General features: G+C 59.7%; 14 protein-coding genes. 9 read left to right on the forward strand and 5 right to left on the reverse strand.

Annotated elements, in window-relative coordinates; genetic code table 11:
• Window positions 1–32: 32 nt before the first annotated feature.
• A complete protein-coding gene (locus HMPREF2787_RS08900) occupies window positions 33–1,865 on the reverse strand; it encodes an AMP-dependent synthetase/ligase (RefSeq protein ID WP_016423122.1) in 1,833 nt (610 codons plus the stop codon).
• 154 nt (window positions 1,866–2,019) lie between these two features.
• On the opposite strand from HMPREF2787_RS08900, the gene malQ reads away from it, so the two are divergent.
• A complete protein-coding gene (gene malQ / locus HMPREF2787_RS08905) occupies window positions 2,020–4,239 on the forward strand; it encodes a 4-alpha-glucanotransferase (RefSeq protein ID WP_070859038.1) in 2,220 nt (739 codons plus the stop codon).
• Between the two features lie 359 nt (window positions 4,240–4,598).
• On the opposite strand, the gene HMPREF2787_RS08910 is transcribed toward malQ, so the two are convergent.
• Window positions 4,599–4,814: a hypothetical protein gene (locus HMPREF2787_RS08910; RefSeq protein ID WP_070859039.1), complete on the reverse strand. Its 216-nt coding sequence runs from the start codon at window positions 4,812–4,814 to the stop codon at window positions 4,599–4,601.
• 75 nt (window positions 4,815–4,889) lie between these two features.
• Window positions 4,890–6,944 carry a M3 family metallopeptidase gene (locus HMPREF2787_RS08915; RefSeq protein WP_070859040.1) on the reverse strand — a complete coding sequence of 685 codons (2,055 nt, stop codon included), beginning with the start codon at window positions 6,942–6,944 and terminating at the stop codon, window positions 4,890–4,892.
• Between the two features lie 108 nt (window positions 6,945–7,052).
• Here HMPREF2787_RS08915 and HMPREF2787_RS08920 point away from each other — a divergent pair, with 108 nt between their 5' ends.
• From HMPREF2787_RS08920 to HMPREF2787_RS08945, 6 genes are all read left to right on the forward strand, one after another.
• Window positions 7,053–8,327 (forward strand): carboxylesterase family protein, encoded by a 1,275-nt coding sequence (locus HMPREF2787_RS08920; protein ID WP_070859041.1) that lies wholly within the window; start codon window positions 7,053–7,055, stop codon window positions 8,325–8,327.
• Window positions 8,328–8,558: 231 nt separating this feature from the next.
• Entirely contained in the window at window positions 8,559–9,047 is a 489-nt protein-coding gene (locus HMPREF2787_RS08925; RefSeq protein ID WP_070602940.1) for a PH domain-containing protein, read from the forward strand.
• Window positions 9,048–9,107: 60 nt separating this feature from the next.
• Entirely contained in the window at window positions 9,108–10,427 is a 1,320-nt protein-coding gene (locus tag HMPREF2787_RS08930; protein WP_070859042.1) for a PH domain-containing protein, read from the forward strand.
• A gap of 108 nt (window positions 10,428–10,535) precedes the next feature.
• Window positions 10,536–12,347 (forward strand): maltose alpha-D-glucosyltransferase, encoded by a 1,812-nt coding sequence (treS, locus tag HMPREF2787_RS08935; protein ID WP_070859043.1) that lies wholly within the window; start codon window positions 10,536–10,538, stop codon window positions 12,345–12,347.
• 32 nt (window positions 12,348–12,379) lie between these two features.
• Window positions 12,380–13,732, forward strand: a complete 1,353-nt coding sequence (locus HMPREF2787_RS08940) for a maltokinase N-terminal cap-like domain-containing protein (RefSeq protein ID WP_070438715.1) — start codon at window positions 12,380–12,382, stop codon at window positions 13,730–13,732.
• 59 nt (window positions 13,733–13,791) lie between these two features.
• Window positions 13,792–15,708, forward strand: a complete 1,917-nt coding sequence (locus tag HMPREF2787_RS08945; RefSeq protein ID WP_070438718.1) for an ABC transporter ATP-binding protein — start codon at window positions 13,792–13,794, stop codon at window positions 15,706–15,708.
• A 55-nt stretch (window positions 15,709–15,763) separates the two neighbouring features.
• On the opposite strand, the gene HMPREF2787_RS08950 is transcribed toward HMPREF2787_RS08945, so the two are convergent.
• The gene (locus HMPREF2787_RS08950; RefSeq protein WP_049192863.1) at window positions 15,764–16,723 is read right to left on the reverse strand and encodes a diacylglycerol kinase; all 960 of its coding nucleotides are present in this window, start codon (window positions 16,721–16,723) and stop codon (window positions 15,764–15,766) included.
• 224 nt (window positions 16,724–16,947) lie between these two features.
• Between HMPREF2787_RS08950 and HMPREF2787_RS08955 the strand changes: the two genes are divergently transcribed.
• Entirely contained in the window at window positions 16,948–18,642 is a 1,695-nt protein-coding gene (locus tag HMPREF2787_RS08955; protein WP_083326686.1) for an FAD-binding oxidoreductase, read from the forward strand.
• Between the two features lie 264 nt (window positions 18,643–18,906).
• Here the strand turns inward: HMPREF2787_RS08955 and HMPREF2787_RS11110 are convergent, their stop codons facing one another.
• Window positions 18,907–19,074, reverse strand: coding sequence for a hypothetical protein (locus HMPREF2787_RS11110; RefSeq protein WP_168168060.1), 168 nt, complete (start codon window positions 19,072–19,074; stop codon window positions 18,907–18,909).
• Window positions 19,075–19,264: 190 nt separating this feature from the next.
• Here HMPREF2787_RS11110 and HMPREF2787_RS08960 point away from each other — a divergent pair, with 190 nt between their 5' ends.
• Window positions 19,265–20,848, forward strand: a complete 1,584-nt coding sequence (locus HMPREF2787_RS08960) for a glycerol-3-phosphate dehydrogenase/oxidase (RefSeq protein ID WP_070859044.1) — start codon at window positions 19,265–19,267, stop codon at window positions 20,846–20,848.
• Window positions 20,849–20,855 lie beyond the last annotated feature (7 nt).

The raw sequence follows: 20,855 nt of genomic DNA on the forward strand, positions 1-20,855 counted from the left end.
CCGTTTTCTATCGGCAGCGGGTAGACCGTGAATTAACGCTGGTAGAGAGCCTCAATGTCACGCGAGTAGTTGTCCATGACAATGTTGCGCTTGACCTTCATGGTCGGGGTCAGCTCGCCGCTTTCCTCGGTGAAGTCACTGTCCAGAATATGGAACTTCTTAATGGCCTCTGCGTGAGAAACCAGCTCGTTAGCGGAGTTGACGGCGTCCTGAATCTCGGCGCGCAAAACTGCGCTGGAGGCAGCGAGTTCACGGATCGAGGTGTGCTCGGGGACGGAGTGCTCAATCTTCCACTTCTCCAGTGCCTCCTCATCGAGAGTGACCAACACGGAGACGAACGGACGACCATCGCCGATGACGACTGCCTGGGACACCAGCGGGTGCGCACGCATGCGGTCTTCCATCGGACCCGGCGCGACATTCTTACCACCTGCGGTGACAATGAGGTCCTTCTTGCGGCCGGTGATCTTCAGGTGGCCTTCTTCGGTCAGCTCACCGAGGTCACCAGTCTTAAACCATTCGCCGTCGATGAAGGCTTCCTTGGTAGCCTCTTCGTTCTTCCAGTAGCGGTCGAACACAACCGGACCACGCAGCAGAACTTCGCCATCATCAGCGATAGCGGCGGAACAGCCACCGACCGGACGACCGACGGTACCAATGATTTGCTCGCTCGGGTTGTTCACGGTGACGGCAGCCGTGGACTCAGTCAGACCGTAGCCTTCGTAGACAGGCACACCGAGACCACGGAAGAAGTGCCCGAGGTCAGAGGACAGAGCCGAACCACCGGAAATGGTGTACTGCACGGCCTCACCCATAGCTGCGCGAATTTTCGAGAACAGCAGGCGATCGTAGAGCTGGCGACGCAGCTTCAAGACACGCGACGGGCCTGCCGGAGTATCCAGCGCCTTGGAGTACTCGATGGCGGTGGCCTCAGCACGCTCGAACATGGCCAGACCGAATGCGCCCTTCTCCTTAGCGGAGGCGTAGGCGGAGTCACGAACCTTCTCGAACACGCGCGGCACACCGAGAATCATGTGCGGACGGGAACGCTGGAACTCCAGGGTGACGGTCTTGGTATCAGCCCAGTGAGACTGGGTAGCACCGGAAATCATCGAAGCCAGGGACACTGCGTGAGCCAACACGTGCGCCAACGGCAGGAAGGTCAGAATGCGGTTACCCGGACGGGCAATCAGGCCAATCTCGTTGGTGAGGATGGCGCGGGCCTCCGCCAGCCAGTTGCTGTGCAGGAGCACGCAGCCCTTCGGACGACCAGTGGTACCGGAGGTGTAAATCACGGTTGCCAGGTCGTCGGCCTTGGTGTCCTTGATGCGGCGCTCGACCTCGTCGCCGTCAATGTCACGGCCTTCGTAGCTAATGGTGTCAGTAGCGGAAGCGTTAATCTCCAGCACACGACGCAGCTGGGACTCGCCCTCCGGGTTCTCGGTGCCCTTTTCGACCAGCAGAGGCTTCATGCGGTCGGTGTGCTCACGCGACTCGGTAAATGCGAAAACAGCACCGGAGTTTTCAATAATCCAACGAATCTGGCCAGACGAAGAAGAGCCGTAAATCGGGACAACAGCAGCGCCTGCCATCCAGATGGCGGTATTGATCAGGTTCCACTCGTAGCGAGTCTCACTGAGCAGCGCTACGCGGTCGCCCGGCTGCACGCCGTTGGCAATTAGCCCCTTAGCGACCCCCTTTGCCTCGTCATAGAACTCCTGAGCGGTGACATTTACCCACTCAAAGTTCTTGGGGCGGGTGAAAAGCACCAGCTTCGGGCGCTTCTGCACCAGCTCCTGCAGCGAGGTAATAATCGTTTCGTCCTCGCCGATGACGTATTTCGCCTCGGTAGTATATTCACGCATCGAGTTACAAACCCCTACTTTCGGTAGTTCTGTCCGTCGTTGGTTTCGTTAGGAATCAACTTAGAACATCAAACCCTGCGCCGTTGTGATTTCAGTAAATATTTCGATAACGAAGTGATTTGCCTTACTGCTGGCAAAGTTTTTCTAAACTGGCATGATGGAAAGGGTGACACAGGCAGCTTCCAATCCTCCCCTTTCCTCTCCACTCGCCGACCTCGCTAAAGATGTCGGAGTTGGGGTTTCCTACTACTCCACCGAGGGCCAACTCGTGCACGTCTCTCGTGAGACAGTGCTAAAAACTCTCGCTGCTCTCGACATCGATCTGGGCCCAGATCCCAGCGATGCCGACATCAACGACGCCCGTCGTGAGTGGGCAGACACGCAGTGGTCTCGCCTTCTCCCGCCCGTGGTAGTTACCCGCCAGGGCATCTTCCACCGAGTTCTGGTTCACGTACCGCACGGCAGCAATGTCAGCGTGACTGTGAAACTGGAGGACGGCGCAGAATGGCCCTGCGCTCAGGTGCACCACTTGGTTCCGCCACGCCAAGTCGGCGATGTGTTGATGGGAGAAGCCGCCTTCGCAATTCCAGAGGATCTGCCACTTGGTTGGCATCGCTTGCGCGCAGTCAACGATGACAACGTCGCTGAGTGCGATGTGGCCGTAACCCCCAACCGTCTCGCCACTGCCGACAAGTACGTGCAGAATCCTGCCCATGGTGTCATGGCACAGCTGTACTCGGTACGCTCCAGCCGCAGCTGGGGTATTGGCGATTTCGCTACCCTCGGCGACTTGGCACAGGTCAGCGCGCAGCACGCGGGCTCTGATTTCGTCCTCATCAATCCGTTGCACGCCGCAGAGCCACTGCCTCCGGTAGAAGACTCGCCGTACCTGCCCACCACGCGCCGCTATGTCAATCCGCTGTACGCGCGCCCAGAGCTTATCGACGAGTTCGGGTACCTGGACAAGGACGAGGCCGATGAAGCCCGTGCGCTAGCGAACTCTTTCCGCCAACTCAATCACAGCCCTGATGAGATTGACCGCAACCCCATCTACGCTGCAAAGCTCAAGGTATTGCGGGCAATTCACAAGATCCCCCTGTCCAGCGCACGCCAGGCGGAATTTGACCGTTGGCTGGAGGCCGAGGGTCGTGGCATTTACGACTACGCGTCGTGGTGCACCGAGCGCGAGCTCGCGGATCGCGCTGCTGCCCGCGATGCTGCACGCGCTGCCACTTCCGATTCTGGTGCCGTAGCCGAGAACGATATCGAGTTGGTTCCACCGTTGGGTAACCACGCCAGTGTCGAATCTCTGCGGGAGGAAATCTTCCAGTTCCACCTCTGGGTGCAGTGGATTCTCGATCAGCAGCTCGGCCAGGCACAAGAGGCAGCCCTGGATGCGGGTATGCGCATCGGCATCATGGCCGACCTTGCCGTCGGCGTGCACCCTGGCGGCGCGGATGCCGAGAACCTTGCGGATTGGCTCGCTCCTGCTATCTCTGTTGGCGCACCGCCAGACGGTTTTAACCAGCGCGGCCAAGACTGGTCGCAGCCGCCGTGGAACCCGCACAAGCTAGCCGAGGCCGGCTACCGCCCCTGGCGCGACATGCTGCGCACAATCCTTCGCCACGCAGGTGGCATTCGTGTTGACCACGTGCTGGGTATGTTCCGCCTCTGGGTCATGCCGCGGATGGAGTCCCCCGTCAATGGCACCTACCTGTACTTCGACCACGAGGCAATGGTCGGCATTCTCGCGCTTGAGGCCGAGCTCGCTGGGGCCGTCGTCGTAGGCGAAGACCTGGGCACTTTCGAGCCGTGGGTGCAGGACTACCTGGCCTCGCGGGGCATCATGGGCACCTCGATTGTGTGGTTTGAATCCGAGGGCGACCAGCCGAAACCACCGAGCGCTTACCGCAGCCTGTGCCTGTCCTCCGTCACCACGCACGATTTGCCGCCGACGGCAGGCTACCTCGCAGGCGAGCACATCAAGCTGAGGGAACGCCTGGGGCTCTTGCTTTCCGACGTCGCGGAGGAAGACCGCCGGGACTTCGAGTGGATTCGAAAGGTTTTGGGCGCTGCCAAGGAAGCTGGCTGCTTTGGTGGCACGGCTGCTGCGGACATGGATGTTCAGTCCCTTACCCGCGATAATCTGCCACCAATTGACGCACTGGTCACGGGCCTGCACCGCTTCCTCGACCAGACGCCATCCGCGCTGAAGTGTGAGGCCCTGGTGGACATGGTCGGCGATCGTCGTACTCAGAACCAGCCGGGCACGAGCCACGACCAGTACCCGAACTGGTGCATTCCGCTAACCGATGCCGAGGGCAAGGCCGTGCTTGTCGAGGACCTGCCTCGCTTCCCCGGATTCAAGCGTTAATTGGTTCGTGAGCGACTAATCCCTCATTTTTGCTGTTCACCGATCTTTCAGGTTATGTGCCCGGCACTAAAACCGAGGCTAAAACTGGAAATCGGTGACTGCACCAGCGATGAGGATGAGAAGAAGCAAAACGATTAGGGCAAGTAGGACCTTCGAGTGCCTCGACCGATGCATGCTAACTCAGCTCCCTACTGCGAAATATTTGCGAACTACCCAACTCTAGCCTGTTGGGCAAATTTCCTAATACTTTAAGACATACCTTAGGGCAGCGATAGCGACCCAACACTTAAAGGGGGCTTGTCCCAGCTCAATTCACCGGGCCTCCCGGTGAGCTATCCGCAAGGCCACTACCTCATCGGCTAGCTCTCGCTGCCCGCTCCTCGACGCTCCTGCGAACGCTCCCGCCGATGCACCGACCTCTGCCACAGACGACCGATGACAACATCAATTGCGCCAACGAGAACGAAAGCAACAAACCCTCCGACTACCAGCAGAACCGCGCATAGCACGCTGACCTGCGCAAGCAGTGGCAATTGAATAAGCCACTGCCCTACTCTGTCGAATGCTTCTGCCATGAGTGTCAACCTACCCTGCCGGTGACCGGAATAACTAGCGGGCTGCGGTCGCGGGGCTCGTCGTAAAGCGTGAAGCTAGGCATCAGTGCCCGACAGCCCGCGGCGTTCGAGGAGCGGCTGGATGTCCTTATCGCGACCTCGGAAGGCACGGTAGGCGGCCATGAAGTCGATGGCGCCACCACGGGAGAGAATCTCCTCGCGGAAGTGGCTGCCGCCGCTGATTGTGGCACCGCCGTTGTTGGTGAACCAACCGAAACCGTCCGCGTCGAGCACCTCTGCCCACAGGTAGGAGTAATAGCCCGCCGAGTAACCGCCGGCGAAGATGTGGTTGAAGTAGCGGGAGCGGTAACGCGGAGCCAGGTGGGGAACGTCGAGGCCGAGTTCGGCGAGTGCTTCCGCTTCGAAGGCATCAACATCAGTGACCTGAGCTGCTTCCTCCTCGGTGAGGCTGTGCCATGCCAGATCGATGGCGCACGCGGCGAGGTACTCAACCGTGGCGAATCCCTCACCAGCGGTGCGGGCCTTCTTCACCGACTCGACTAGCTCGGCCGGGATCGGCTCACCGGTACGAACGTGGACGGCGTAATTGGCCAGAATGGACGGCTCAAGCGCCCAGTTCTCGTTAATCTGGGAGGGGAATTCCACAAAGTCGCGTGGGACGTTAGTGCCCGAGAAGGTCGGGTACGTGACGTCGGAAAGCAGACCGTGGAGGGCGTGCCCGAACTCGTGGAAAGCAGTGGTGACCTCGTCGAGCGTCAGTAGCACCGGGGTTCCCGGCTCGGTTTCGGCGATGTTCATCACGTTGACCACGACTGGCAGGCGCCCCAGCAGACGGGACTGGTTCCTAAACGAGCTCATCCATGCACCACCGCGCTTGGTCGGGCGCGAGAAGTAGTCCGTAATAATCAGGCCGATGGTCTCGCCTCCGCCCTGGCGTACCTCCCACACGGTCGTGCCCGGCGCGTATCCCTGCAGGTCCTCGCGCTTGACTACCTCGATGCCGTAGAGCTTGCGGGCAGCGTAGAACACGCCGTCTTCGATGACACGGTGCAGCTCGAAGTAGTTCTTGAGTTCCTCCGTGTCGACTGCGAATTCTTCCGCTTTACGACGGCGCTCCCAATACGGCCAGTCAGCGCCCGTGACCGTCTCACCGCCAGCCAGATCAGCGACCCGCTTGTACTCGCCTTCAGCATTGGCAATGGCAGCTGGCGCCAGGTCTGCAATGAGTTTCCGAGCAGCTTCTGCGGTGGTTGCCGTCTCCTTGGCAATGACGTAATCCGCATGCGTGTCGTAGCCGAGCAGCTTGGCACGGCGGGCACGCAGGCGCGCCATTTCCAGCACAATGTCGGAGTTGTCGAACGTGCCGGAGGCAGCACCCGCGCGCCCCAGTGAGGCTTCGTAGAGCTTGGCGCGAGTAGCCGGATTATCCAGGTCAGCCAGCTGTGCCGGAGTTGATGGTAGGTCCAGCGGAATCAGCCACGGCGCATCGGTGTCTGCCTTTTTCGCGTAGGCGGCGAAGGACGCAATGGCATCGTCGGAAAGCCCGGCGAGTTCCTCGCGGTCGTAGATTTCCACGGCGCGCGCGACGGTGTCCTTCAGCAGGTTTTCACCGAAAGCCGTGGAGAGCTCAGAGAGGCGGGAATTGATGCGGCTGAGCTCGGCTTTGTCCCCGTCGCTGAGGTCCGCACCGGCGCGCTGGAAGTCTTCGCGGACCTTCTTCAGCAGCAGCTTCGCCTCTTCCGGGTTGGCGGCATCGTCAACGCTGTCGATGGCATTGATGCGCTGCCACAGGTCACTGCGCATGCGAATCTGATCCAGGTGTGCAGTGAGCTGCGGGGCAATCTCGGCTTCAATTTCCATGCGGACATCGGTGGCGTCCGTACCGGCAACGTTGAAGAAATAAGCAGCAACGCGGTCCAGATCTTGGCCCGCCTTTTCCATTGCCTCGATGGTGTTAACAAAGGTCGGCGCCTCCGACGACGTGGCGATGGCGTCGATCTCGCGCGCATGGCTGCGCATTGCTTCGCTAAAGGCCTCGCGGACGTGGCTGTCATCGATTGCCGCAAAATCTGGCAATTCGCAGAACAATTCCGACGGTGTCAACAGTGGATTTCGTGCATCATTGGTCATAGTGAATTCAACTGTAGCGTGCTCGAGAAACCAGAGTGCGCCTACCGTCTGAAACAGGCTCCCCGCCGTTCTGGCAGGACCAACCGTGACGAGGAGGCGTTTTCCGCCATGACAGAGACGACTATTTCCGCTCCCTGTGGGAGGCTAACCGGCCGTATTCACGATGACGCAATACAAGTTTTCAATATCGATTACGCAGATGCTGCTCCGTTCGCCGCGTCGGCACCGGTGGCAGACGGCCCACAGTCGGGCACTCGGCGCTGTGAACCCGAGCGCGAATTAGTTCTCACCGTCACCGCACCGGCTGAGCCCGCGGACGCTTCCTATCCCGTATTGCTGTGGATCCACGGTGGTAGCTACGAGTTTGGGCATCCCTCCGAACCCTGGACGGACGCGACGGCCTTCGCACAGGCGGGCATCGTCACCGTTTCGCTTGGATACCGCAAGGGCCTCGAGGGCTTCTGGCGTGACAGTGAAACAGAGAACTACCGGGCCATTGATGACCTGTATCTGGGGCTGCAGTGGGCTCGTCGTAATGCGCCTGCCTTCGGCGGCGATATCGACAACATCACTATCTCGGGGCAATCGGCGGGTGCGGCGCTGGCGCTCACTCTGGCTGCTGACGATCGCACGCGCGGCCAGATCCAACGCACCATTGCCATGTCGCCCGCCTTCTCACTGCTGTCGGGCTCGCGCCTCCGCCGCACGTTGGCGGGCATCGGTGTGGGACGTGCGCCGTCCACCGACGTCTTTTCGCGTGCCGACGAACGCAGGGTTGCTCTGGCCCAGAAATTGGTGTCGGCATCCTCGCCTTCGGATCCCGCAATTGGGCCTCGCTTTGACAGCTTTGCTCCCACACTGCCAACGATGGTGACCGCCACCAGCGAAGAGTTCTTCTCAGAACCGCCGGTTGTGGCGATGGACAAGTTGCCCATGCGGGAGTGGATGGCTCGGCGCTACGCCAAGGGGCATCGCGGCCACGGCGAATTTCCGGCCACCGCCTATGCCGAGCGCCCGATGGGGAATGTCATTTCTGACTCAGCGATTCGCTCATACGCTGTTAAAGTCGCCGAACGGTCCGTGGCGGCTGAGCTGGATGTGTGGGCGGCACAGTTCGAACCGGGAGAGGGGTTGGGCTATGCACCTGCTGGCCGCACCAGTGGCGCTCCGCACTGCATCGACATTGCACGCTTCTTCGGTATGAAAGAGCCCAACCATCCATTCCACCAAGTGGCGGTCGAGTTCATCCGCGAAGGCACCTCACACATGCCCCGCTACAACGACGACCGCAAGGTGACCACCTTTGCTGGCGCTAACGCCCAGGCAGTCGAGGACATTGCCATCGATGCGTGGGCGGCTCCGCGCCAGCTCTTTGGCGCATAAGGCATAAGGCGGGTGAGGCTTGCGCTGGTTAGCGCTGTGCTGTTGCGCTCAACAACTGAGCCCAGCGACTTAAGCTGGCAGAGTCTGCATGTACCGATAAATCTCTACGCAGACCAAAATGGTGATCAGCGTGATGAGTACTGCTATGAGTTTCCTGCGATCCATAGCCACCGTTCTTACCGAAGCACCAGGCCAGACGCAAGCTTTACCCTCTGTGTTTAACTGTTAACTATGGAGCCGCTTAATTTATTAGTCCCCGAGAATTCCGCGCTGCAGCCGGTCGACCCCGCGCTGGCTAAGGTAAAGCGAGTCGCGCATGCCGCTCCCCTGCTAGTTATCACGATTGCAGCCGTCGTCGCCGCTGTGATGTGGACTCCGTGGATGTGGTTGGGCGTCCTCGCCTGCGTGCTCTACTTCGCATATATCTACTGGCTCATCGGCCGCCGAGTTCGTGCCCACCGATACCTCGAAGAGGACAACGACTTCATTGTTGCGTCCGGACGCTGGTGGCGCTCGGTCACTGTTGTCCCTTACGGACGAATCCAGTTCATCGACATCGATGAAGGACCTCTCCTTCGACTATTCGGACTGGCAACGCTGAAGCTCAACACAGCATCGGCGAGCTCGGATGCAGCCGTCCACGGTTTGCCACGTGAAGAAGCGCTCGCCCTGCGCGCTCGTCTATCTCAGCGCGCCCACGACCGGATGGCGGGTCTCTAAATGAGGCATAGAGTTCATCCCCTATCTCCGCTGCTCAAAAGCTTTGCCACAATCGCTGCGGTGACTGCATTCGCAGTCGCGAATCAGTGGCAGTTGGCCGTTGCTGTCGTGACTCAGCTCTACGACTGGGCATGGCTCGGTCTCCTTGTCGGTACCGGTGCGGTCGCCATAATTATTGGTCTGATTGCATTTTTCTCATGGCTATCCTGGCGGTATACGTTCTACGAACTCACCGACGATGAGGTTCGCTACGGCTCCGGATGGCTACTGCGTTCTCGACGCGCGGCACGGCTCGACCGCGTGCAGGCGGTGGATATCAACCAACCATTGTTGGCGCGTATTTTCGGGCTCGCCGAAATTGTCATTGAAACAGCCGGCGGCTCCGATTCGCACTTCACAATCAAATACCTCACTCCCCCGCAGTGCGAACAGTTCCGCGCCGACGTGTTGGGTGAGGTAGAAAAGTTGGACACCGAACTGGCACATTCGCTTTACGACGGTGACACCCCTTCCGCGCCCCTAGACTCCAGCGCCCACATGTCCTCCCGCATGTCCGCCACAAAGACCATCTTTGGCCCGGTCGATGTCGGACGGCTGATTGCATCCGTGGCCATTGGACCCGGTCTTTTCGTCGGCATAGCTCTCATCCTCCTCGCCGTTGTCTCTGCGCTGTTCACCGACTTCATCGTGGAAATCCTCAGCGGAGTAACCATCACTACTCTGATTGTGATTGGCAGTTTCGCGCTCGGCCTTTTCGGAGTACTAAATCAGTCGTGGGATTTCACGCTGAAGGTGTCGTCGGAAAGCAGGCGTCTGGCGATTACCGCCGGACTGTTGTCGACGCGCGCCCAAACCATTCCGATTGATCGCATTCATGGCTTTAAAGTGGTGCAACCTCTCTGGTGGCGTCCGTGGAAATGGTCCCGCGCGGACGTTTCGGTGGCCGGCTATGGCCTGGACAGCACACAGTCGAACAACACACTGGTGCCAGTGGCACCGGCACCGGAGACGGACGCGATTGTCGATTACCTGATGACTGAGATTGCGGGACCGTCCTCCGCGGATGACCTGTTGGGCTCCTGGCAGACTCCACGCACGGCATGGTGGCTCAGCCCAATTGACTGGAAATTCCAAAAGGTGCAGGCCACGCGGCGGGGTCTTTTAGTGACAAAGGGCCGGTTCTGGCATACGCGGTTCATCGTTCCCTGGCAGCGTATTCAAGGACATACACTGATTATTTCTCCGCTGAAGAAAGCGGCGGGAGTGGCGAACGTGCGGATCGACATGGTGCCGGGAGCGGTCACTCCGGTGGCAACGGAGTTGAAGTTGGATGATGCGTACCAGCTCGCTGCGTTAATTCAGGAACACAAGGCTGTTTAGAATGCTGTTTAATGAGGTCTCCCAGGACGGCCATCTCGCACGGTCTTGTGGGATCTCGCAGGAAAACTCTCTCTGCAGGCTAGTGGCATAGTCATTACGCTGGGATGCATGACTATCGCCAAGGAAGATTACGAGTGGTACCGCAGCGCGGTGTTCTATGAGGTGCTCGTCCGGGCCTTCTTCGACTCCGACAACAACGGCTCCGGCGACCTCAAAGGGCTGACGGAGAAGCTCGATTATCTGCAATGGCTGGGCGTTGACTGCCTCTGGCTGCCGCCTTTCTACGACTCCCCGCTGCGCGACGGCGGTTACGATATCCGCGACTTCCGCGCCGTGCTCGACGAGTTTGGCACGGTCGAGGATTTTAAGGTGCTTCTCGACGAGGCCCATGCGCGCGGTATCCGCGTTATTACTGACCTGGTGATGAACCACACCTCCGATAGCCATGAGTGGTTCCAGCAGTCGCGCACTGACCCCGATGGCCCCTACGGCGATTTTTATGTCTGGACTGACGACCCGGACACCTACTCGGGCGCACGCATTATCTTCGTCGATACCGAGGACTCCAACTGGACCTATGACCCGGTGCGTGGCCAGTACTACTGGCACCGCTTCTTCTCCCACCAGCCGGATTTGAACTATGACAATCCGGCGGTGCAGGAAGCGATGCTCGATGTGCTGCGCTTCTGGTCCGATCTCGGCATCGATGGCTTCCGCCTCGACGCTGTGCCCTACCTCTTCGAGCGCGAAGGCACTAACTGCGAGAACCTGCCCGAGACCCACGCTTTTCTGAAGCGCTGCCGCAAGGTCATGGATGAGGAATACCCGGGTCGCGTCCTGCTGGCGGAGGCCAACCAGTGGCCCTCCGATGTGGTGGAATACTTCGGCGACCCGGAGGTCGGCGGCGACGAATGCCACATGGCTTTCCACTTCCCGCTCATGCCACGCATTTTCATGGCGGTGCGAAAGCAGTCCCGCTTCCCCATCTCGGAGATCCTGGAGTCTACGCCAGAGATTCCGTCTTCGGCTCAGTGGGGAATCTTCCTGCGCAACCACGATGAGCTGACGCTGGAAATGGTCACCGATGCCGAGCGCGACTACATGTACGCCGAGTATGCGCACGATCCGCGGATGAAGGCCAACATCGGCATTCGCCGTCGTCTAGCGCCACTGCTGCAAAATGACCGCACACAGCTCGAGCTTTTCAATGCCCTGCTACTCTCCCTGCCGGGTTCGCCGGTGCTCTACTACGGGGACGAAATTGGTATGGGCGACAACATTTGGCTCGGCGACCGCGATGGCGTGCGCACACCGATGCAGTGGTCGCCCGACCGCAACGCCGGGTTCTCCAAGGCCGACCCCGGTCGGCTCTATCTGCCGACCATTCAGGATGCGACCTACGGTTACCAGGCGGTCAATGTCGAGAACCAAGCGAGCTACTCCAATTCGCTGTTGAATTGGGTGCGTCGACTGATCCAGGTCCGCAAGCGCTATGAGGCTTTTGGCCTCGGTGACTTCCGCGAGCTGAATAGCGACACCGCCTCTGTTCTGACCTATCTGCGCACATACCGCGACGAAGTGCTGCTGTGCGTCAACAACCTGTCCTCCTACCCCGCGGCCGTCTCGCTGGATCTGTCCGAGTTCGCCGGAGCCACCCCGGTAGAGCTCACGGGTTCGGTTCCCTTCCCCACGATTGGCACTGATTCCTACCAGATCACGCTTCCTGGTCACGGTTTCTACTGGTTCGAAATCCAGTTGCCGCCAGAGACAAACCTCGAATCGAGCGCCTCGATGTCGGCGCCGACAATCCCGGTTGCGCAGGCGATATCGGACGCGCCGGTGACGTCATCACGCGAGCACTCCGGCACGGCCGCCGATGCCTCCGCCGATGCCGTAACAAACGCCGATAATAAAGAGTGATCTTTTAAGTCCCGAAAGGCGAAAGAACTAAAATGACTATTCCCACCGCCGAATTCATTGCCGAAGAGCTGGCAGAAACACTGGTCAAGATGCGCTTTTTCGCTGACAAGGTCTCTGACATCGACCACGTCGAGATCCTCGCGCTTGACCCCGTACTGCGCGACAATCCCGACAGTCCCGATGTCGATATCGCATTGGTGAGGGTGCACACCGCACATTCTGCACCGACCTATCAGCTGCCCATCGCTTGGGCGGAGGACGTCCCCGATGGCCACGAGCAGTCCCTGCTGGTTCGCGCCGAGGGCATCGTCGGCTACGACGCTCTGATCGATTCGGATGCCATCACAGCACTCGGCCAGAAGCTTTCCGACGAAGGCAAGCTCGGCCGCATGGAACTGCGGCGTGTGCCGGGCTCTGAGCAGCTCCGACCGGAATCCGGCCGCCCCATGGGAGTCGAGCAGTCGAACACCTCGGTCATTTTCGACGACCGCGTGATGTGCAAGTTCTTCCGTCGCCTCTACCCCGGTACTAATGCCGATGTGGAGCTGCTGGCCGCACTGGCCCAGGCGGATTGCAAGTTCGTCCCTGAGCTCTACTCCTGGGTGGAGACCACCATTGGCGAAGACACCTACACCACCGCCATGCTGCAGGAATTCGCACCGAACTCGGTCGATGGCTGGGAGTTGGCTCTTGGCGCAGTGCGCGATGCCATCCGCGACAGTCAGACCCCGCTGGAAGATTTGGGCACCGACTTTACATCCGAAGCGCGTGCGCTCGGCGCAGCAGTGGCCTCGGTACACAGCAGCCTCGCTGCCGCTGTCGCGGTAAAGGAGCGTCTGACCGGTGCGGAGCTGGTAGCCCCACTGCGAGCTCGACTGGACTTCGTTGCTGGTGTGGTGCCACAAATTGCTGAGGTCAAGGATAAGGCTCAGGCTATCTTCGATCGCGCGGAGGCTGCGGTTCCGGAAGGTGGCGCCGTCGTCCAGCGAATCCACGGTGATCTGCACTTGGGGCAGGTATTGCGCACGCCGAGCTCTTGGCGCTTGATTGACTTCGAAGGCGAGCCGTCGCGCCCGTGGGAGGAGCGCCGGCTGCCGGATCACCGCCTACGCGATATCGCCGGCATGATTCGCTCCTTCGATTACGCCGCTCACTACCCGCTGCTGACCGGACGTGAAGACACCGAGGCGGCTACCGAGCGTGTTGAGCAGTGGGCTCGCCGCAATATCGATGCCTTCCTGGAAGGCTATGGCGACGCCAGCGACCCGGCACTACTGGAGGCTTTTGTACTGGATAAGGCCATCTACGAGTGCCTTTACGAAGCGCAGAACCGCCCCAACTGGCTGCCGCTGCCGCTTGGTGCTGTGCGTTCGCTGTTAGGATAGGGCTTTTGTCGCAGTAATTTCATAGCGGGAGTGATCCTCCCGCAAGATAGAGGTCTTTCGTGCGTCTGCTCAGCAGAATCCTGTCCACTACACGAGTGCTCTGGCCTTTCTATATCGGGGTCATCATCTGTTCGCTGGCCACCGCCGCCGCGTCGTTGATTAGCCCCTTCCTCATCCGCGATGCCACCGACGCCATCGTCGGCGCGGTGTCCAGCGATGAAGGCTTGAGCCAGGCGGCGATGTCCGATACCACTCGCACGGTAATCTGGCTGGTCATCGGGCTGCTAATCGCAGATCTGACGCAAACCATCGTGCATAACATCGGTGGTTACCTGGGCGATGTGATGACTGCGCGCATGCGCGAGATTCTGTCGACCCGCTACTATGCAAAGCTGCTGTCGCTGCCGCAACGCTATTTCGACAGTCAGGTCACCGGCACAATTATCTCCCGCCTGGAACGCTCGATTACCAATATCACGCAGTTCCTCCAGGCGTTTTCCAACAACTTCTTCCCAATGCTGTTGACCGTCGGCGCGGTACTGGGCATCACCGCCTGGCACTACTGGCCACTGGCGGTGCTGTTGATTATCGTTTTCCCGGTCTACACCCTGCTGACCGCGCTGACCTCGAAGCGCTGGCAGAAGATTGAAGCGAAAAAGAACGAACAAATCGATATCGCCGGTGGCCGTTTTGCCGAGGTCATCGGCCAAGTCAAGGTTGTCCGCTCCTTCACTGCAGAGCTGCGCGAAATCGCTTTCTTTGGTTCCCGCTTCCGCCGCACCATCTCCCTGACCCGCGATCAGTCAACGTGGTGGCACCGCATGGATGCCCTTCGCGGGGGCATTTTGAACATCATCTTCGCAGGCATTTACCTGCTGCTTTTCCTGCGTACGCTGTCGGGAGAATTCTCCATCGGCACCATGGTCATGCTCATTCAGCTGATTAACATGGCGCGCCAACCAGTGACCATGATGAGCTTCCTGGTCGACGCTGCCCAACGCGCAGTCGCCGGTTCGCGCGATTACTTCAAGGTCATGGAGCTTACTCCAGAGACTCGCACGCAGCCGGAGCTGCTCAGTGCAGCGACCGCGAATAACGGCGACTTCGACTCCGCGTCCGTTAGTTCCACCGCAGACGCAGAGTCCGTCGACAGCGCCCACCGTTCCTCCCTGGAACGCGCAGCCGAACAGGAGGCAATTGGCGCTCCCATTGTCGACTTCGACGCAGTGGATTTTGCCTACGAAGAGGACAAGACGGTGCTCTCCAATGTCAGCTTCCAGGCGTACTCGGGCCAGAAAATCGCCCTGGTCGGCGAGTCGGGTGGCGGCAAGTCCACCATCGTCAACTTGCTGCTCGGCTTCTACGCCCCGACCGCAGGCCGCTTGAGCGTGCTGGGGTCGGATGTCTCCGAGGTTTCCGGTTCCACTCTGCGTGCTGGCTCTGCCGTCGTGTTCCAGGACTCGTCACTGTTCTCCGGCACGATTCGGGAAAACATCGCCTACGGCAAACCCAACGCCACCGACGAAGAAATCATTGCCGCCGCGAAGAAGGCCAACGCCGACGACTTCATCCGCAGCTTCGCCGACGGCTACGACACCACTATCGGCGAGCGAGGTATGAAGCTCTCGGGTGGCCAGAAGCAGCGCATCGCCATCGCGCGCGCAATTTTGAAGGATGCTCCCCTGCTCATCCTGGACGAGGCCACTTCGGCGCTGGACACCAAGGCAGAACGCGAAGTTCAGCGAGGCTTGGACAAGCTGATGGAGGGACGCACAACGGTTATCATCGCCCACCGCCTGTCCACAATTTCCGATGTGGACACCATCGTGACGCTGCGTGACGGTCACGTCGACGAGGTCGGAGCACCCGCAGAATTGGCGCAGACTGACGGTATCTACGCCGAGTTGCTACGCCTGACGGCTTCGGCCTCGGCGGCGGATCGTCTGCGCCTGAAGAAATACGGCATCAAGGGGTAACGCGCCGTCGTCAAGCATGCAGGAAACGCTTGACGACGGGCACCCCTGCGCCCTTTTACGGACGGGGAACGATGTAGCGGCCAGCGCCCGGAACAATTTCGACGGTGACCGGCATCGGGAACATGAGGTCGCCGTCAGCGTAGGCATTCATCTGGCGTGGCGGGCCGATGTATTCCACGTAAGCCTTCTTGGCGCGGTAGGTGCTGACCTCCCCGATTTTTTCAACGGTGCCGTCGAACACGGACTTGAAGGCCAGGGCGGCCTTGATGCGCCCGGCTTTGCCGATGACAGTGATGTCCATCAGTCCGTCGGAGTGGTCTGCGGACGGGCAAATCTTCATCCCACCGCCGTAAGAACGGGTGTTGCCGAAGGCGGCCAGCGTGATTGGATCTTCGAGAACCCGATCGTCATCGAGCGTGATGCGGAATGGTAGCGAGTGAAAAGCCAAGAACTCGCGGACGATAGCCAGGTTGTAGCGGTTGCGGCCATGCGGCCAGGTCATCTGATTGACGCGGTCGGAGACAATCGAGTCGAAGCCGGCACACATGATAGTGCCGAACCAGCGCTGCTCCCCTGCCTCATTGATGATGCGGCCGAGGTCAGTGGTCGTCCAGAAGCCATCGGCGATAACGTGAGCGGCATCGCGAGCATTGCCACGCGGCAGATTGTATTCGCGACCGTGGTCGTTTCCGGTGCCGGCCGGGATAATACCGAGGGGGATGCCGGTCTGTGCCTGCTCCTGCAGTGCGAGGTTAATCATGCCGTCGCCACCACAGACTGCCAGGGCATCAATTCGGCCGTCGGCGATGACCTCACGAATGAGCTTGCGGGCGTCGTCGGGGTTAGCACCTTGGAGAGCGATGACATCGATGCCGCGATCCGCGAACACCCGGCTCGCCCGGGCGGACGCAATCTGCGAGGCGCCATGACCCGCGTGGGGGTTAGTGACCAGAGCAAGGGTACGAATCTCAGTTGTTCCCAGCGGGTAGTTGAGATCCTTGTCGTTAGCGTTCATCGAAGAAATACCTACTTTTACGTGGGCTTTTGACCGGTCAATACTGGCCTTTATGGGAGTGCGTTAATGCATCTAACTAAAGCTTACCAAGATTGATTGACATTTTTTGAGAAAACGTAACGTAATACCGCTATAATAAAAGATGTAAAGATGTGCTTCCGCGCAAGTTACATATAATTCCGCAGTTCAGACTCGCAGCACCGATGCCCAAGGAGAAGCTCAGGATGTCTAACAAGCTCACGATTCCGTACCGCATGCGCTGGTGGGGCTGGGGTGTTGACGGCAACGACAAGCCAATCACCACGGCCAGCGAGAAGCTACTGCAGCGCGAAATCGGTATGTCGTTGGACGCAAACAACCCGCCGCGCAACATCGCCGACGTCACCATTCCCGATAGTCGCCTCAGCGCCGAGGATATCGAAGCCCTGGGCGCTGTTGTCGGCGCGGATGCCGTCGCCACCGACCACGACACCCGCGTCAAGCACGCGGTCGGACGCTCCTACCCCGACCTGGTTCGCCTTCGCGCAGCCAAGCTCGATGTCGCCCCAGATGCTGTAGTGCTACCGAAAACTGAAAAGCACATCGAAGACCTGTTCAAGGTATGCGCTGAGCGCAAGATTGCAGTCGTCCCCTTCGGTGGTGGCACCTCGGTCGTCGGCGGCGTGGAGGCTGTTGACGGAGGCATGGGTAAGGCCATCGCAGTGTCCATGACCGCCTTTAACAAGATCATCGACATCGACAAAGTCGCTGGCACTGTCACCGCCCAGACCGGCGTTTTCGGCCCCGACCTGGAAAAGGAGCTGTCCAAGGCCGGCTTCACCGCTGGTCACTTCCCGCAGTCCTTCGAGTACTCCACTGTCGGCGGTTGGGTTTCCTGCCGCTCGGCAGGCCAAGAATCCTCTGGTTACGGTCGTATCGACCGCAACGTGATTGGCATGCGCGTCGTCACGCCAGCCGGCACCATGGAATTCCGCGACATGCCGTCGTCGGCATCCGGCCCGAACCCGCGTGAGCTTTTCCTGGGTTCGGAGGGCACCCTGGGCATCATCACGCATGTGACGATTGCCCTGAATCAGCGTCCACAAAAGGAGATGCTCTTCGACACCTACTTCTTCAACTCCTTTGAGGAAGCCGCCGAGGAGCTGCGCAAACTGGAGCAGAGCGGCAATATCCCGCACCTAGCACGCATCTCCGACGAGAAGGAGACGCTGTTCGGCCTCACTCAGCTGGGCTCCGCCAGCATGTCCGAGAAGGTCACAAAGTACCTGAAGCTGCGTGGCATCGACACCCCGTGCATGGTGATTTTTGGCTTTGCGCAGACGGATCCGGTCGGCGCCCGCGTCACCCGTGAGCGCCTGGCCGCTCGCCTGCTGGCCAAGAAGTGCGTCCGCATGGGCTCCATCCCGGGCATGGCTTGGGTTAACCACCGCTTCTCCTCGCCGTACCTGCGCGATGTCATGATGACTCGCCGCGTCGGCGTCGACACCCTGGAAACCGCCACCACCTGGGATAACGCCGCTACACTGCGCCGCGAAATCGCCTCCGCAATGGAAGCCGCTGGCGAGAAGCACGGCACCCCGGTGTACGTCTTCTGCCACATCTCTCACATGTACGAATCCGGCTGCTCGCTGTACTTCACGTACTTCTTCCGCGAGACCGAGGGCGAGATCCTCCAGCAGTGGATGGACATCAAGACCGCGGCGTCGGAGGCCATGATGAACTTTGGCGGCACCATCACGCACCACCATGGCATTGGCCAGGATCACAGCCCGCAGTACTACGAGGAGAACACCGAGTTGTTCGCCAAGGTCATGCGTGCAATTAAGGACGAACTCGACCCTGCTGGCATCCTCAACCCGGGCAAGTTGGCTACCGGTCCGCGCTCCTTGGAAGAGCGTTACGACGGCAACATGATTTAACCCTGTTGCTGTCGGCTTCGGCTAGCGAGCTAGACTAACCAGTTCGCTAGCGTAGATTTCCGGTGACGTTGGGCCGTCATAAATAAACAGTGAAACGTAATCGTCAAGGGTAAAAGATTCAAGTGCTGCGGTCATTGTCGCTGTCGCTTCTTCCTGGGATTCCAAGCGAGAATGCTCGGATGGTGGGATGGTCGGCTCAATCGGTGCGATTTCGTCCGTGCGACCGCAAACAGCGTGGCGTTTTACATGCCTAAGCGCGCTTTTCTAGTGACGACCTGTCTGAGGTGGCACGGACTGGAGACAGCAGCAACACATCTGCAGCGATGGTGCAATAGCAGCGAAAGCTCGGTTCATGGACTCAGAGCGGTTGGACGCTGGGTGCATAGCCATCGAGGTGTCTCCTTCCTTGTAATCCCGGGAAATGATTCGCATCTAAGAAAGATTTCTTGAATCAATATCCGTGCCGGTCGTTGATAATGAACAACTTAGTCTATTTCTAAGCGCCTTGCAATGGGGTACGCCCGAAATAGTTCACACTCACTACGCACTCCACAACTTCATCACTTACGCCAGATAGTTTCATCATTATTACCGTCTTCGGGAAAGTCGAGGAAGAAAGACTATGACTGCCACGCACGCTCCTCAGCGCGATCGCTCAGCTGCGGTTTTGAACAAGGCTCGTCGGCAAGCGGACTTGAATCGTCTACGCGAAGAAACCGCTAAGGGCGACATCCCTGATCTGCTGGTCATCGGCGCCGGTATCACTGGTGTCGGCATCGCTTTAGATGCGGCGTCGAGGGGTTTGAAAACCGTTCTCGTCGAATCGAAAGACCTCGCTTTCGGCACCTCTCGTTGGTCATCGAAGCTCGCCCACGGCGGCTTGCGCTACCTTGCCAGTGGCAATGTCGGTATCGCTCGCCGCTCAGCTATTGAACGTGGTGCGCTGCTCGACGTCACCGCTCCGCACCTGGTGCATAACCTGCCACAGGTTGTACCGGTGATGGACAAATTCGCACCGTTGACCCGGGTTTTGCCGCGTTTAGGCTTCTTGGCCGGTGACTTTCTACGCATTATCGCTGGTACCTCCGCCACTACCCTGCCGTTGTCCCGCACTGTCAGTTCCCGCCGAGTCAGCCAGCTTTCGCCGACCGTCCGTAAGCGCGACGTGAAATTCGGCTACGTCAACTACGACGGTCAGTTGCGTGACGACGCACGCTTGGTCACCGCTATCGCTCGAACTGCCGCCAGCTACGGTGCAACTATTCTGACCCGGGTGCGCTGCGAGAACGCCTCTGGAACGAGAGCCACACTAATCGACGAGCTCACTGGCGATTCCTTCGAGCTGCCGGCTCACGCTGTGGTCAATGCCACTGGTGTGTGGGCCGCAGACCTAGCGACGAACATCAAGATTCGCCCATCTCGCGGCACGCACCTGGTTCTTGACGCCGCGAAGCTAGGCAACCCTACCGGCTCTCTCACGGTACCGGTTCCTGGTCACACCAACCGTTTCTGTTTTGTCCTTCCCGCAGAGCACAACCGCGTCTACATTGGCCTGACCGACGAGGATGCACCGGGCCCGATTCCGGACGAGCCGGAAGTGCCGGAGGATGACATCGTTTTTCTGCTCGATGTCATCAACCAGGCACTCGAGGTTCCGCTCACTCGCGACGATGTCATCGGTGCTTTCGCCGGCCTGCGTCCGCTCATCGACACCGGCGAGGCACACACCGCTGACCTCTCCCGCGAGCACGCCTTATTGGAGGCCCCGAACGGCCTGATTTCCATTACTGGTGGCAAGCTCACCGAGTACCGTCTAATGGCTGAGCAAACCGTGGACAAGGTTGCGGAAAAGCTCGGTGTTTCGCTTGCTCCGTGCTCCACCCGCACCATCCCTGTGCTGGGCTCCGAGCCAGAGGAGCTCGACCGCGCTCGCACCGCTGCCGCTGCCGGCCGTATCCCAATGCCGCTGTTTAACCGCTACGGTGCCGAATCCTTCGGGGTCATCGAATCCTGTCCGCTCGACCGACCGCTCGACCCGGTAGCGGAGGGTCTCGATGTCACCCGCGCCGAGTTCGCCTGGCATGTGACGCACGAGGGAGCTCTCAGCGTCGACGATATTCTCAATCGCCGCACACGGTTGGGGCTGGTCAAAGCTGATCGCGAAGCTGCACTGCCAGCTGCTGAGGAGGCACTGAGGCTAGCCTAGCGCTGGC

This window comes from Corynebacterium sp. HMSC061H03, assembly GCF_001838215.1.
Classification (GTDB): Bacteria; Actinomycetota; Actinomycetes; order Mycobacteriales; family Mycobacteriaceae; genus Corynebacterium; species Corynebacterium jeikeium_D.

Coding starts and splice junctions, on each gene's coding strand:
- HMPREF2787_RS08900 (WP_016423122.1), bottom strand. CDS start 1,865: ATGCGTGAATATACTACCGAGGCGAAATACGTCATCGGCGAGGACGAA.
- malQ (WP_070859038.1), top strand. CDS start 2,020: ATGATGGAAAGGGTGACACAGGCAGCTTCCAATCCTCCCCTTTCCTCT.
- HMPREF2787_RS08910 (WP_070859039.1), bottom strand. CDS start 4,814: ATGGCAGAAGCATTCGACAGAGTAGGGCAGTGGCTTATTCAATTGCCA.
- HMPREF2787_RS08915 (WP_070859040.1), bottom strand. CDS start 6,944: ATGACCAATGATGCACGAAATCCACTGTTGACACCGTCGGAATTGTTC.
- HMPREF2787_RS08920 (WP_070859041.1), top strand. CDS start 7,053: ATGACAGAGACGACTATTTCCGCTCCCTGTGGGAGGCTAACCGGCCGT.
- HMPREF2787_RS08925 (WP_070602940.1), top strand. CDS start 8,559: ATGGAGCCGCTTAATTTATTAGTCCCCGAGAATTCCGCGCTGCAGCCG.
- treS (WP_070859043.1), top strand. CDS start 10,536: ATGACTATCGCCAAGGAAGATTACGAGTGGTACCGCAGCGCGGTGTTC.
- HMPREF2787_RS08940 (WP_070438715.1), top strand. CDS start 12,380: ATGACTATTCCCACCGCCGAATTCATTGCCGAAGAGCTGGCAGAAACA.
- HMPREF2787_RS08950 (WP_049192863.1), bottom strand. CDS start 16,723: ATGAACGCTAACGACAAGGATCTCAACTACCCGCTGGGAACAACTGAG.
- HMPREF2787_RS08955 (WP_083326686.1), top strand. CDS start 16,948: ATGTCTAACAAGCTCACGATTCCGTACCGCATGCGCTGGTGGGGCTGG.
- HMPREF2787_RS11110 (WP_168168060.1), bottom strand. CDS start 19,074: ATGCGAATCATTTCCCGGGATTACAAGGAAGGAGACACCTCGATGGCT.
- HMPREF2787_RS08960 (WP_070859044.1), top strand. CDS start 19,265: ATGACTGCCACGCACGCTCCTCAGCGCGATCGCTCAGCTGCGGTTTTG.